Genomic DNA, 14638 nt, shown 5'->3' on the forward strand with positions numbered 1-14638 from the left:
GAGGCGAGTCGAATCTGGTCAGTGCGCGGCCTGCTCCAACAGCCGGTAGATCCGCTCATCCTGCGCGTGCGCCACATTGAAGCGCAGCCACGGCACCACCCGCGCATCGGGCATGAACAGTTGCCCGGGCGCGAGCAGAATCTTGTGTTCGCGTGCGTCCATGGCCAGTGCCGTGGCGTCTTCGACCTGGGGGTGACGGGCCCACAGGAACAACCCCGCATGGGGCTTGACGAAGATCTCCATGCCCACCGCCTCGAGCTTGCGCGCCACCTGTTCATGGGCCAGGGCCAGGTTGGCCTGCAACTGCTTGACGTGCTTGCGGTGGCGCCCCTGCAGCAGCACCTCCAGTGCCAGTTCCTCGGCAATTGCCGAGGTGGTCAGGCCGCTGGCCATCTTCAGTGGCACCAGTTCGTCGATCAGGTCGCGGTGCGCGGCAACGAACCCCACCCGCAGCGACGGCGCGATGCTCTTGGAGAAGCTGGCCACGTAGATCACCCGCGCCAGCTGGTCCATGCCTGCCAGCGCCTGCTGGTCGGACGGGTCGAGGTCGGCGTAGATGTCGTTTTCCACGATCAGGAAGTCGTACTTTTCCGCCAGTTGCAGCAGACGGTGGGCCACCGCCAGTGTCAGGCTGGTGCCGGTGGGGCATTGCAGGCGCGTGTTGGTGAAGAACACCTTGGGCCGGTGTTCGCGGATCTGCGCCTCGAGCACGTCCAGGTCGATGCCGTCGCGGGTGCGTGGCACCCCCAGCAGACGGGCCCCCTGCAGGCGCAGGTTGAGGAACAGGTTGTGGTAGCCCGGTTCGTCCACCAGCACGCTGTCGCCGCGGTGCACCAGGTAGCGCACCAGCAGGTCCAGCGCATGGCTGGCGCCGCTGGTCAGCAGAATCTGCTCGGGGTGGGCGTTGACCCGGGTATCGAGCAGTTTCTCCACCAGCCGGGCGCGCAGGTTGGCGCACCCCTTGGCATGGCCGTAGCCGGTGAACTCGCTCGGGTCGCGACGGCTCAGGGCGCGCAGGCTGCGTTGCACCCCGTCATCGTCGCTCCAGGGCTCGGGCAGCAGGCCGATGCCCGGGCGCAGGTCCATGCCCAGTGGCTGGAACACCTTCTGCAGCAGCAGGTAGGCGTCGAAGTCGAAGGCATCGTCGCTGGCACTGGGCATCGGCGGCGGGGCGGGGGTGTCGGGGGCGCTGCGTACATAGAAGCCGGCATTGCGCACCGCCGTCAGGTAACCCAGGGCCACCAGCCGGTCATAGGCCTCGACGGCGGTGAAATGGCTGACCTTGTGGGTTTGCGCGAACTTGCGGATGGAGGGCAGCTTGGTGCCCGGGCGCAAGCGCTGTTCGTTGATCGCGAGGGTGATGCCCGCAACGATCTGGTTGACCAGCGACTGCGACGAGCTGGCATCCAACAACATCATAGAAAACATCCGTCAGGCGAGGGTGTGGCGGTGGGTGTACTGGTGAAAACACCATAACAGGGCCGGCACAACCAGCGCGTTCTGTGCATGGTGGGCCGCCGGGGGCTGCTGCAACATCCCTGCATGCCGGCGGGCCAAGTGCCCGAAACATACCATGAACAAGGAGGCGCGATGCACCCCAACACCCCGCGGATCGACGCGCAGCAGGTTTCGCCCGAAGAGTGGCAGACCCGTTGCGACCTGGCAGCGCTGTACCGGCTGCTGGCCCACTTTCGCATGACCGATCTGATCGACACGCACATCTCGGCCCGTGTCCCCGGCGAGCCGGGGCATTTCCTGATCAACCGCTACGGCGTGCTGTTTCATGAAATGCGCGCCTCGGACCTGATCAAGATCGACCACCACGGCAACACCATCGACCCTGGCTATGACGCCGGCAGCGTCAACCGTGCCGGCTTCAACATCCATTCGGCGATCCACGCCGCACGTCCGGACCTGGCCTGTGTGGTGCACACCCATACCGCAGCCGGCATGGCCGTGTCGGCCCAGGAGCAGGGGCTGTTGCCGATCACCCAGCATGCGCTGAAGTTCTATCGCCGCCTGGGTTACCACGACTACGAGGGCATTGCGCTGAACCCGGCCGAAGGCGAGCGCCTGGTCAGGGACCTGGGCCCGCACATGGCGATGATCCTGCGCAACCATGGCCTGCTGGCCGCCGGGCGCTGCATTGCCGAGGCCTTCAACCAGATCTACTTCCTGGAGCGCGCCTGCCAGGCGCAGGTACAGGCACTGGCGGGCAACTCGCCGCTGCGCCTGCCGGACGAAGCGGTCTGCGAACTGACCGCGCAGCAGTCCGACGCCGAATTCGATCAGCAACTCCACCTGTTGGCCTGGACCGCCGCCTTGCGCCTGATCAGTGGTGATCAGGTGGATTACCGAAGCTGAAGTGCGACCACCCGAAAGGACGCCCAGCGTGTATCAACTCTGCCAAAACCAATAAATTACAGAGGTAGACATGAAAAAAACCACCATTGCCGCCGTGTTGCTCAGTGCTTTTGCCGCCAACGCCCTTGCTGCCGAAATCACCGTGATTTCGTTTGGCGGTGCCAGCAAGGATGTACAGACCGAGGCCTTCTACGCCCCCTTTGCCGCCGCCAGCCACAGCAAGGTGGTAGCGGGTGAATACAACGGCGAAATGGGCCGGATCAAGGTCATGGTCGACACCAACAGCGTTAACTGGGACGTGGTGCAGGTCGAGAGTGCCGAACTGATCCGTGGCTGCGAGGAGGGCCTGTTCGAACACCTGGACCTCAACCGTATCGGCAAGGAATCGGATTTCGTGCCCGGCACCCTGTCGGACTGCGGCGGCGGCCTGCTGGTATGGTCGATGGCACTTGCCTACAACGGCGACAAGCTCAAGCAGGCGCCTACCGGCTGGAGCGATTTCTGGGACACCAAGAAGTTTCCGGGCAAGCGCAGCCTGCGCAAGGGCGCCAAGTACACCCTGGAAGCGGCACTGATGGCCGATGGCGTGCCGTATGCCGACGTGTACAAGGTGTTGTCGACGCCGGAAGGGGTGGAGCGGGCATTCCGCAAGCTGGACCAGATCAAGCCAGACATCCAGTGGTGGGAGGCCGGTGCGCAGCCGATGCAGTTCCTGGCCAGCGGCGACGTGGTGATGAGCACCGCGTTCAACGGCCGGGTGTTCGCCGCACAGGCGGCCGGCGCCAATGTGCACACGGTATGGAATGGCAGCATCTACGCCATCGACTCGTGGGCGATCCCCAAGGGCAGCAAGAACAAGGCCCTGGCCGAGGACTTCATCGCGTTTTCGCTGCGCCCGGAAAACCAGAAGATCCACACCACCAAGCTGGGCTATGGGTCGACCAACCTGCATACCGCCGGGCTGCTTGACCCTGCACTGGCGGCGCAGTTGAACACCGCGCCGGACAACCTGGCACAGGCCATCCCGATGGACAGCGAGTTCTGGGTCAACAACGGCGAAGACCTCGAGCAGCGCTTCAATGCCTGGGTTGCCAAGACCAAGTGAGTAAACCCCTTCGCCAGCAAGGCTGGCTCCTGCACCAATCGTTGTAGGAGCCAGCCTTGCTGGCGAAAGGGCCACAACCGTCAATGCCTCTCGCTGTCAGTTCAGCGACTTCAGCACCGCCTCCAGCGTCTGCACGAACAGATCGGCATGCTCGCGCTGGAAGATCAACTGCGGCCTGATCTTGAGGATGTTGGCCGCCGGCCCCGCCGAACTGATCAGCACGCCACGTTCACGCATGCCGTTCACCACCCGTGCCGTTGCCTCGGTGGCCGGCGCCTTGCTGGCACGATCGGTCACCAGCTCGACCCCCACGAACAGCCCGGCCCCGCGCACGTCGCCAATCAGCGGGTAGCGCTCGGCAAGCCCTTGCAGACCCGCCTTGAAGTATTCGCCCACCGCCGCGCAGTTGGCCATCAGGCCTTCGCCCTGGATCACGTCGAGCACCGCGTTGGCTGCTGCACATGACACCGGGTTGCCGCCGAAGGTGTTGAAGTAGCGGGCGGTGCGACCGAACGCATCGAGCACCTCGCCGCGGAACACCGCCCCGGCAATCGGCTGGCCGTTGCCCATGGGTTTGCCCATGGTGACGATGTCGGGCTGCACGCCATGGCGCTGGTAGCCCCACATGTGCGAGCCGGTACGGCCAAAGCCCGATTGCACCTCGTCGGCGATGTACAGCAGGCCCTCTTCGCGGGCCACGGCCACCGCCTGTTGCAGGAAGCCGGCCGGGTCGGACAGCACGCCATCGCTGGCGAAGATGCCGTCGAGCAGCAGCGCTGCCGGCTTGATGCCGCAGCGGCGCAGGTCGGCAATGGCGGCGCGCACGTCGTCGGCGAAGATCTGTGCCACGTTCTCGGCGCCCAGGCGGTAGGCGTCAGGAGCCCGCACGGTACGCACGAAGTCACCCACCGGCACGCCCGCACCCAGCGAAGGCGAGGCGGCGGCGATCTGGTCGGTCACGCCGTGGTAGGCCAGCTGGGTCACGATCAGGCCGGTACCGCCGGTGTACTGACGGGCGATGCGCAGGGCCAGGTCGTTGGCCTCGCTGCCGGTGCAGGTGAACATCACCTGGTCCAGCTCGGGCGGGAAGGTGGCCAGCAGTTTCTCGGCATAGTCGAGGATGCCTTCATGCAGGTAGCGGGTGTGGGTGTTGAGCACCTTGGCCTGCTCGTACAGCGCCTCGACCACCTTGGGGTGGCAGTGGCCGATGGAGGCCACGTTGTTGTAGGCATCCAGGTAACGCTTGCCGTCGGCGTCGTACAGCCACACGCCTTCACCCTTGACCAGGTGCAGCGGGTGTTCGTAGAACAGGCGGTAGGCCGGGCCCAGCACGCGCGCACGGCGCTCGATCAGGGCACGTTCGGTTTCGCTAAGGCGTGCGGCATCTTCGGCGGTGAAGCCATTGATCATGGTCATTTACAGCGTCTCCTCGGAGCAGATACGACGAATCTGTTGCTGCGCGACCTCGCGCGGCACGTCAGCCAGGGCCTTCAGGCCACGCCAGGCAGACGGCGCGTTGCGCAGGATGTAGGTGCGGTTTTCCGGGTACAGCGCAGCGCGCCAGTTGGTGATGGTCACGGTCAGCACCAGGCGGGTGGCGATCAGGTCCACCAGCAGTTCCTGTTCCAGCGGCTCCAGCGGCGCGATGCGGTGGTAGGCGCGGATGAACGGTGCAGCGTGTTCCAGCGGGTCGCCCTGGCTGCCCAGTTGATAGGCGGCGCCCACGGCCAGGTCGTTGACCAGCGGGGCATGCACCATGTCGCCGAAATCGAGGATGTTGCGCACCGGGTGCGGCTGGCTGGCATCGACGATCACGTTGTGCGGGTTCAGGTCGTTGTGGATCACCTGGGCGCGCAGGCCCTTGAGGTGCGGTTGTGCGTGGCGCTCGAAGTTGTCCAGGAAGTGCTGGGCCAGCTGGCGCTCTTCACGGTCCTGGATCAGGCCGATCTTGTCGCTCAGCCGCGAGGCGTGCTTGAGGTCCCACAGCAGCTCGTGCCCGGCGCCGGGGTGGAAGAAGCCGCGCAGGGCCAGCCCCAGGCGGGCCAGGTGCTCGCCCAGGCTGCTGCGCAGCGCCACGTCGGGGTGTTCGACGCGGTGCAGGCAGATCCCGTCGACGAACGAGAACAGCCGCACCAGCAGCGGCTGGCCATCGAACATCAGCGGGATCTGGTAGCTGCCGCTGGTGTTGGGGTAGATGCGCTGCACCGCCAGGGTCGGGTCGCAGTGCTGGATGTGCAGCAGCGCCTGGTTCTGGAAGTCGGCCACCTGCGGGTCTTCGGCCGCGTTGGAGACCTTGAGCAGGTACTGGGCGCCGTCGGCGCAGGTGATCTGGAAGTTGAGGTCACGCTCGCCGGTGAGCAGGCGGCATGCGCCGTGCAGGCCGAAGTACTGCGCTGCCACGGCCTGCGCCTGTTCGGCCGAAACCTTGGGCGGAGCTGCGACCAGCAATGCGTCGAAGGCAGGGGGTGTGTGAAGGGTCACTGAACATCACTCTGTCGATTGCCGGGAAAGCTGGGGTGTCAGGCCAGCACTGGTTCGAACATAGGCCTGTTTGGCTATATCGGTTATATCCAGAGTTGATCAGTTGTTAAGGCCACTTGTATGCTCGCGGTTTCGATCCCGCCCCTGCAGTGAGGCACCCGATGGCATCGCTTCTCCACGACCTGCTGGTCGGCACGCTGGACCGCGACGGCGGCGTGACCCTGCAGCGCCAGTTGTACCAGGCGATCCAGGCGGCGATCCTGCAGCGGCGCCTGCCGGTCAACCACAAGTTGCCCTCCACCCGGGCGCTGGCCGAGCAGTTGCTGGTCTCGCGCCTGACCGTGTCGCTGGCCTACGACCGTCTGCTCGATGAAGGCTACCTGTACGCCCGGCCCGGCAGCGGCACCTTCGTGGCCGACACCTTGCCCCAGGTGAAAACCGGCGTGCCGGCCCCCGATACGCCCGACCAGGCGCCGCTGTCGGCCCGGGGCAAGGCGATCAACGCGCGTTTCGGCGCGGTGGCTCGGGCCGAGGGCGCCTTCGTGGGCGGCGTGTCGGACGCCGACCTGTTTCCGTTTCATATCTGGAAGCGCCTGCACAACCGCTACCTGAGCAAGCGCCAGGCGCACCTGGCTGGCTACGTGGATCAGGGCGGCTATCGCCCGCTGTGCGAGGCGCTCAGTGCCTACCTGTATGCGGCCCGCGCAGTCCGTTGCAGCCCGGCGCAGGTGATCGTGACCCAGGGCACCCACCAGTCGCTGGACCTGGTGGCCAAGCTGCTGGGCGACCCGGGGGACACCGTGTGGGTCGAGAGCCCCTGCCACTGGGGGGCGCCGGTGGTGTTTTCGGCGGCGGGGCTGCACTGCGCGCCGCTGGCGATCGATGCGCAGGGCGCCTGCCTGCCCTCGGCAGTGCCGGCTGCTGCGCCGCGGCTGGCGTTCGTCACGCCGTCGCACCAGTACCCCACCGGCAACATCATGTCGCTGCAGCGCCGGCGTGACTGGCTGGCGTATGCCCAGGCCAACAACCTGTGGGTGGTGGAGGATGACTACGACAGCGAGTTCCGGTACGACATCGAGCCGATGCCGTCGCTGCAGGGGCTCGGTGGCGAAGACCGGGTGATCTACCTGGGCACCTTCAGCAAGGTGATGTTCCCGGGGCTGCGCCTGAGTTACCTGGTGGTGCCCGAGGGGCTGGCCGAGGCCTTCGGCAAGGGCCTGATCCAGCTGTACCGGCCAGGGTACCTGTCGATTCAGGCGGCGATGGCCGACTTCATCCAGGAAGGGCATTTCGCCCGGCACATTCGCAAGATGCGCGCCGAGTACGCCCAGCGCCGCAGTTGCCTGCAGCAGTGCCTGGACGAGGCCTTCGGGGCGCTGATCGGGTACTCGGCGGGGCAGGCGGGGTTGCACCTGGCGGTACGCATCGGTGCACCGGGCACGGCGCGCAAGATGCTGGCGCAGGCCCCGGCACATGGGCTGGTGCTGCGCGGCGGCTACAGCGTGGAGCCCGACGCCGATGACGACAACCTGCTGGTGCTGGGGTACGGCGGGGTCAAGGTGGGCGAGATCGAGGCGGCGGTGCAGCGGCTGCGGCGGCTGTACGATCAGGTGGCGGCAGGGCCGGCTCCCGCACCTGTCGTGTAGGAGCCGGCCTTGCCGGCGAAACGGCCTGCGCGCTCGCTGATCTACCGGCCTCCCTTCTGGCGCTTGTCAGCCGGCTGCGGATGCCCGAACAGATACCCCTGAAAATGCGAGCAACCCTCGGCCTGCAACTGCTTGAACTGCGCCTCGGTCTCCACCCCCTCGGCGGTGGTGTTGATCAGCAGGCTGCTGCTCATGCCGGTAATGGCGCGGATGATCGACATCGCCTCGCGGCTTTCGCCCATGTCGTGCACGAACGACTTGTCGATCTTGATCCGGTCGAACGGGAACGAACGCAGGTAGCCCAGCGAGGAGTAGCCGGTACCAAAGTCGTCCAGGGCAATACGCACACCCATGTCCTTGAGCGCCTGCAGGGTACGCAGGTTGCCGTCGCTGTTCTCCAGCAGCACCGATTCGGTGATCTCCAGTTCCAGGCGCGATGGGTCGAGCCTGGCGTCGGTCAGCGCAAGCTGCACCACTTCCACCAGGTCGCTGTTCTTGAACTGCACCGGCGACAGGTTGACCGCCACCGATTGCTCGGTGGCCCAGCTGGCGGCCTCCTGGCAGGCCAGGTTCAGCGCCCGCGTACCCACCTCGTGGATCAGCCCGGTCTCTTCGGCAATCGGGATGAAGTCCATCGGCATGACCTGCCCCTTGACCGGGTGCTGCCAGCGCATCAGCGCCTCGTAGCCGGTGATCTGCCCGTCGTTGCCGATGATCGGCTGGTAGTGCATGTGCAACTGGCCCAGGTGCAGCGCGGTGCGCAGGTCGGTTTCCATGATGCGGCGGCGCCGCGCGGCTTCGTCGAGCTCGGGGTGGAACAGCTCGTAGCGGTTGCGCCCGTTGCGCTTGGCCTCGTACAGGGCCATGTCGGCGTAGCGCAGCAACTGGTCGGCCTTGTGGTGGTCGACCGGCGCGATGGCGATACCCACGCTCAGGCCCACCGAGAAACTGTGGCCGTCGATCAGGAACGCCGGCGCCACTGCCTCGATCAGGCGCGTGGCGGTGCGCTGGGCATCCTCGAGGCGCGCCAGGTGCGGCAGCACCACGGCGAACTCGTCACCGCCCAGGCGCGCCAGGGTGTCCTGGTCGCGCAGCACGCTGCGCAGGCGCTGGCCCAGGGCGCGCAGCAGGCGGTCGCCGAAGGCATGCCCCAGGGCATCGTTGATGTTCTTGAAATTGTCCAGGTCCAGACACAGCGCCGCAGTCATGTGCTGGCGCGCCTGCCCGTCGGCCAGCGCCTCTTCCAGGCAGTTGTGGAACAGCGTGCGGTTGGGCAGGCCGGTGAGTTCGTCGTGGTGCGCCATGTGGTGAATCTGCGCGTGTGCGGCGATCTCGTCGGTGACGTCGTCGGCGATCTGCAGCACATAGTGGCCCGCACCCACCTGCGGGTTGCGGCTGAGCAGGGTGCGTGAGCGCAGGGTGCGTCGGCCCAGCGGGGTGTCGAGGTGGTCTTCGGTCAGGTGCAGGCCGTTGTGGTTCAGGCAATGCTCGGTGAGGTGTTCGAGGTAGCCGGCCATCACCGGCACCAGGCTCTGCTGCGGGGTACTGCCGACCAGGGCGCACTGCTGGCTGGAGAACAGCTTCTCGGCCTGCGGGTTGGCCAGCAGGATCTGGCGCGAGGCCACGTCCAGCACCATCACGCTGGACGGGATGTTGCTGATCACCGAGTCGAGAAACTGCGACAGCGCGGCCATTTTCTCGCTCTGCGCCTCGGCCAGTTCCTTGGCTGCCAGCAGGTCGAGCTCGTACTGGCGACGCTCGGTGATGTCGCGGGTGATCTTGGCAAACCCCAGCAGCTGGCCATCGTCGTCGTGGATGGCTTCGATCACCACGTTGGTCCAGAAGTGCGAGCCGTCCTTGCGCTGGCGCAGGCCCTGGGCCTCGAAGCGGCCGGTCTGGCGTGCGGCGTCCAGGCACTGGGCGGGCAGGCCGGCGGCGCGGTCCGCCGGGGTGTAGAACACCGAGAAATGCTGGCCGACGATCTCGTCGTGGGTGTAGCCCTTGGCCCGCTCGGCGCCGGCGTTCCAGTTGATCACATGGCCCAGCGGGTCGAGCATGTAGATGGCGTAGTCGTTCACGCCTTGTACCAGCAGGCGGAAGTGACGCTCCTGTTCACGTTGTTCGAGAAGGGCGCGGCGCTGTTCGGTGCAGTCGCGGGTAACCTTGGCAAAGCCGACCAGGTGGCCGTCGTCGTCATGCACCGCGTCGATCACCACGTGTGCCCAGAACGCACTGCCGTCCTTGCGCAGGCGCCAGCCCTCGGCCTCGAAGCGGCCCTGGTCGCGGGCGGTCTGCAGGTTTTTCTGCGGCAACTGCGTGGCGCGCTCCTCGGCGCTGTAGAACACCGAGAAGTGCTCGCCGATGATCTCTTCGCCGGTATACCCCTTGGCCCGCTGCGCCCCGGCGTTCCAGTTGCTGACCACACCCTCCGGGGTCAGCATGTAGATCGCGTAATCGATCACGCTCTGTACCAGCAGGCGATACATTACATCGGAGTTTTCAATCATGTCGGCATCTCGGATCGCGTGGGGGTGAAGCCAGCGGGGTGGGCAAGAGGAAACGAAAGGCGCGGGTGCGCAAAGCGGCACACTCAATATCAGGGCCGGATGCGAACGGCAATGGTTCTTTGGTACTGATTTTGGCGGCGCTCAGGGATTTGCGCGGCGCGAGGTGGGCATTTGGCCAGCAACGCCGGCTCCTGCAGGCTGCGTGCGCCCGTGCAGGAGCCGGCAATGCCGGCGAAAGGGCTCAGAACTCCAGCTGTGCCGAGAACGTCAGGGTACGCGGCGCGCCCAGGAAGTGGTCGCTCAGCCAGTACGCCTTGTTGGTCAGGTTGCTGACGTTGGCGCGCAGGGTCAGGGCGTTGTCCGCCAGCGGCAGGCGATAACGCGCACCGGCATCGAAGGTGGTGAACGACGGCAGGCTGTAGTGGTTGGCCTCATCCACGTACTGCTTGCCGGTGTAATAGGCGCCGCCGGTCACGGCGAATCCGGGCACGCCGTTCAGGTCGTATTCGGCGTACACCTTGGCCAGCTGGCTGGCCACGCCCACCGGCTTGTTGCCCTCGATGCTGGCATTGGCCGCCTTCTTCACCTGGGGGTCGAGCAGGGTCAGGCCGCTGACCAGGGTCAGCTGCGGGGTGACCTTGCCGGTGATGCCGAACTCCAGGCCGTTGTTCTCCTGGCGTCCGTCCTGCACGTAGATCTGCTGCTGGTTGGTGTAGCCATTGGGCTTGTCGATGTTGAACAGTGCCAGGGTCAGCAGGGCTTCGCCCACTTCGGCCTTGACCCCCACCTCGTACTGCTCGCTGATGGCCGGGGCCATGGCCTGGCCGGCGTTGAGTGCGGTGTTGGGCGCGATGCCGCCGGCCTGCAGGCCTTCGATGTAGGTGGCGTAGGTGGTCAGCCAGGGCAGCGGCTTGTAGATCAGCGAGACGTTGGGCGAGGTCTTGCTCTGGTTGTAGTTGTCGATCTGGCTCGGGGTGCCGAACGATTCGGCCCACACGAAGTTGTCGCTGAAGGTCTTGATGCGGGTGCGGGTGACCCCGAGGATGGTCGACCATTGTTCGTTGAAGGTGATCACATCGCCCAGCAGCAGGTTGTCGGCCTGGGTGCGCGACGACAGGCGCTGGTCGCCGTGGCCGATGGAGTAGTCGGGCTTGGCGTACTGCGGGGTTTCATCCAGCGGGATCGAGCCGTTGCCGCCCACCGGCTGGTACTGCGGCCCCGGGAAGGGAATGTAGTCGGTGTAGTCGCGTACCCGCGCCACGTTGCCCTGGTAGCCGAAGGTGACCTTGTGGCCGATGCTGGCGGTGTCGAAGGCCGCGTCGGCGAACAGGTAGGCCGAGGTTTCCTCGCGCTCGACCGGGGCGAAGGCGTACAGCGGTTGGCTGTAGACCCCGGGCGAGGTCACGGTGGGGCCGGTGTAGGCGTACTGGGTGCGGTTGCGGTCGTGGGCCACCGCGCCGCGCAGGCTGAACACCTCGTTCAGGCGCCAGTTGAAGCGGCTGCCGACGCGCTCGTGCTCGCTGTCGGAGAACGCCCAGCGCTGGCTGTAGAGCTTGTCGTTGTCCAACTGATCGGCGTCGGGGCGCAGGCGCTGGTCGGCGAAGTACCAGTAGCTGGTCAGGCCGTGGGTCTGGTTTTTCTTGTACGAGGCGTCGAACTGCACCAGCAGGTCGTCGCTGACGTTCCAGTCCAGCGCCAGGCTGACCATCTTGCGACGGCGGTTCTGCAGGTCGATGGCGGTCTCGCCGTCCTGGGCCAGCACGTTGACGCGGTAGGCCAGCACGCCCTGATCGTCGATCGGGCCGCCGAAGTCGCCGTGCACATAGGCGTTCTCGCCGCCGGCGTTGCCCAGGGTCACGCTGTTGTAGCGCTCGTAGGTGGGGCGCTTGAGCACGTAGTTGACCAGCCCGCCCGGGCTGCCGGGGCCATACAGGAAGCCGCTGAGGCCGGTGACGATCTCCAGGCGCTCCATCTCCTCGACGAAGTTGCCGCTGTCGGAGCCATTGCTGAAACGCAGGCCGTCGTTGGCGATGTTGAGATTGCCCAGGTCGTTGAAACCGCGGATCGCCACCGAACTGGCATAGCCGGCGCCCGAGGGCGAGGTGAACTGGGTGAAGGGGCTGAGCTTGAAGATGTCGTCGGTGGAGGTGGCCTGGGTGTTGCGGATCAGCTCGCTGGACACCACGCTGATCGAATAGGGCGTGTCCTTGAGGGCCATGCCGCCCAGGGCGCCGACGTTCTTCAGCGAGTCGGTGAGGTAGCCGGCTTCGGCGCTGCCGTCGGCGATGCGGGTGGCGTTGACGTCGGTTTGCGGCAGGTTCAGCCGGGCTTGGGGCGCAGCCTGTTCATCGGCGGCCAGCAGCGGCGTGGCGATACCGGCGCAGGCAATCGCAAGCGCCAGCAGGTGAGGGCGGGGCGTAGGGGCGGCAACGGACATGGGGTCAGGTTCCTGATGTGAATGGTTCTCAGTAACCCTGTTGCCGCACGAGAAACAAAAAGTGACAGAGGCGCTGCAAAATAAATCGTGCAGCGCCTTTTTTTCAGGTTTTGAAGCGCCGTACCAGCGTGTTCATTTCGTTGGACAGCTGGGTCAGGTTGAACGCATCGCTCTTGGCTTCACTGGCCAGTTGCGCCACCCGCTGCGCATCGCCGTGGATCTGGCTGATGTGCTGGTTGATGCTTTCGGCCACCTGGTGCTGCTCTTCGGCGGCGGTGGCGATCTGGGTGTTCATGTCGCGGATCATGTCCACCGACTCGCGGATCTGGCCAAAGCGGGTGCGTGCCTCGCCGATGCGGCTGACCGAGTCCTGCGATAGGCTCAGGCTGGTGTTCATCTGTGCGGCGACCTGGCTGGTGCCGCGGGCCAGGTTGGCGAGCATGCCGTCGATCTCGGCGGTGGAGTCGGCCGTGCGCTTGGCCAGCGCACGCACTTCGTCGGCCACCACGGCAAAGCCGCGACCCTGCTCGCCGGCCCGCGCCGCCTCGATGGCCGCGTTCAAGGCCAGCAGGTTGGTCTGCTCGGCAATCGAGCGGATGGTGCTCAGTATTGACTGGATGGCGTTGCTGTCGCGCTCCAGCTGCTGCATGGATTGCGCCGACTGGGCAATTTCCTGGCTGAGCTGGTCGACGCTGCCCACGGCGGCGTCGATCTGCTGCTGGCCCTCGGAAGCCTGGCGCTGGCCGTTGTCGGCCGACTCGGCGGCCTGGCTGCACGAACGGGCGACCTCGTTGGCGGTGGCGACCATTTCATGGAAGGCGGTCGACACCATGTCCACGGCCTCGCGCTGGCGACTGGCGGCGTCGGCCATTTCGTTGGACACGCTGGTGGCGCTGTGGGAGTTGGTCAGGATGCCATCGGCGGCGTGCATGATGTGCTGGATCAGGCTGCGGATCGCGCCCAGGAACTGGTTGAACCAGCCCGAGAGCTGGGCCGTTTCGTCGTTGCCGCGCACATGCAGGTTGCGGGTCAGGTCGCCTTCGCCCTGGGCGATGCCTTCCAGGCCGTGGGACACGTCGTTGATCGGGCGCACGATGACCTTGGCAAAGCTGGCACCGACGAAGGCGAACAGCAGCCCAAGCGCGGCGGCAATGCCGACGATCAGCCAGGTGAGGCGGGTGGCCGAGGCCATCACTTCACTCTGCTTGACCAGGCCGATGAAGCGCCAGCCCAGTTGCTCGGAAGGCCACACGTTGGCCATGTAGCGCTCACCGTCAAGCTCGATCTCCACCAGCCCCTGGGTAGTCTTGGCCAGTTGCGCATAGCCCTGGCCGAGGCTGTCGAGCTGCTTGAAGTTGTGCGCCGGCTGCTTGGGGTCGACCAGGATGTTGCCGCTCTGCTCCAGCAGCATCACGTAGCCGGTTTCACCCAGCTTGAGCTGCTTGATGATCTCGGTCAGTTGCTTGAGCGACACGTCCACGCTCACCACGCCGCCGTTGGCGCCCAGCGCGTTGGGCAGGCTGCGCACGGTGCTGACCAGCACCGCGTCGTCGTTGGCCCAGTAGTAGGCGGCGGTACGCAGGGTCTTGCCCGGGTTGGCCTGGGCCATCTTGAACCAGGGGCGCTGGCGCGGATCGTAGTTGGCCAGGCTGGGGTCTTCGGGCCATGAGATGTAGCCGCCCTCGGTGGTGCCGATGGAGATGTAGCCATAGGCCGGGTGGCTGGCGCCGAGGCGGGCAAAGTAGTCGAACACCGGTTTGTCCTGCGGCCCCATCGGCAGCGTGGGGGCGTCGGGCGAAATGTACTTCTTCAGGCTGGCGTCGGTGTTCTGCAGCATGGGCAGCTTGCTGAGAAATTCGATGTTCTGGCTGATGCCGTCGAAGAACAACTGCATGGCATTGGCCACCTGTCGAATTTCGCGGTCGCTGCCGTCGACGAAGTTGTCCCGCGCTTCCAGGCGGATGTTGAGTATCACCAGCGTAGCGACGACCAGTATCGGTACGCAGGCGATGGTCGCGAAGCCCCACGTGAGTTTCTGTTTGATGTTCATATCCGCTCCGCTGACGCCGTTTAATTGTTGTTTCGTCTGGTCGGGTTA

Annotated in this window: 8 protein-coding genes and 1 pseudogene; 3 read left to right on the top strand and 6 right to left on the bottom strand. The window is 65.8% G+C overall.

Features of this window, described 5'->3' with window-relative positions:
• Positions 1-18: 18 nt before the first annotated feature.
• Positions 19-1419 (bottom strand): PLP-dependent aminotransferase family protein, encoded by a 1401-nt coding sequence (locus tag NJH59_RS16710; RefSeq protein ID WP_043861693.1) that lies wholly within the window; start codon positions 1417-1419, stop codon positions 19-21.
• Positions 1420-1590: 171 nt separating this feature from the next.
• Between NJH59_RS16710 and NJH59_RS16715 the strand changes: the two genes are divergently transcribed.
• Both NJH59_RS16715 and NJH59_RS16720 read left to right on the top strand, forming a co-directional pair.
• Positions 1591-2364, top strand: a complete 774-nt coding sequence (locus NJH59_RS16715; protein ID WP_078481037.1) for a class II aldolase/adducin family protein — start codon at positions 1591-1593, stop codon at positions 2362-2364.
• Positions 2365-2434: 70 nt separating this feature from the next.
• Positions 2435-3469, top strand: a complete 1035-nt coding sequence (locus NJH59_RS16720; protein ID WP_054914277.1) for an ABC transporter substrate-binding protein — start codon at positions 2435-2437, stop codon at positions 3467-3469.
• A gap of 96 nt (positions 3470-3565) precedes the next feature.
• Here NJH59_RS16720 and NJH59_RS16725 read toward each other — a convergent pair whose 3' ends face one another.
• Positions 3566-4885: an aspartate aminotransferase family protein gene (locus NJH59_RS16725; RefSeq protein ID WP_043861696.1), complete on the bottom strand. Its 1320-nt coding sequence runs from the start codon at positions 4883-4885 to the stop codon at positions 3566-3568.
• Positions 4886-5950, bottom strand: coding sequence for a phosphotransferase (locus tag NJH59_RS16730; protein ID WP_116053598.1), 1065 nt, complete (start codon positions 5948-5950; stop codon positions 4886-4888).
• Positions 5951-6111: 161 nt separating this feature from the next.
• Here NJH59_RS16730 and NJH59_RS16735 point away from each other — a divergent pair, with 161 nt between their 5' ends.
• Positions 6112-7596, top strand: coding sequence for a PLP-dependent aminotransferase family protein (locus NJH59_RS16735; RefSeq protein ID WP_054914280.1), 1485 nt, complete (start codon positions 6112-6114; stop codon positions 7594-7596).
• Between the two features lie 41 nt (positions 7597-7637).
• On the opposite strand, the gene NJH59_RS16740 is transcribed toward NJH59_RS16735, so the two are convergent.
• The 3 genes and pseudogenes from NJH59_RS16740 to NJH59_RS16750 form a co-directional block, all read right to left on the bottom strand.
• A complete protein-coding gene (locus NJH59_RS16740) occupies positions 7638-10103 on the bottom strand; it encodes an EAL domain-containing protein (RefSeq protein WP_058540378.1) in 2466 nt (821 codons plus the stop codon).
• A gap of 241 nt (positions 10104-10344) precedes the next feature.
• Positions 10345-12489: pseudogene (locus tag NJH59_RS16745) on the bottom strand (TonB-dependent receptor); the annotation flags it as partial.
• Positions 12490-12643: 154 nt separating this feature from the next.
• Positions 12644-14590 carry a methyl-accepting chemotaxis protein gene (locus NJH59_RS16750; protein ID WP_043861700.1) on the bottom strand — a complete coding sequence of 649 codons (1947 nt, stop codon included), beginning with the start codon at positions 14588-14590 and terminating at the stop codon, positions 12644-12646.
• Between the last annotated feature and the right edge of the window lie 48 nt (positions 14591-14638).

Origin of the sequence: Pseudomonas sp. VE 267-6A (assembly GCF_024126555.1) — a bacterium.
GTDB classification, from domain to species: domain Bacteria; phylum Pseudomonadota; class Gammaproteobacteria; order Pseudomonadales; family Pseudomonadaceae; genus Aquipseudomonas; species Aquipseudomonas palmensis.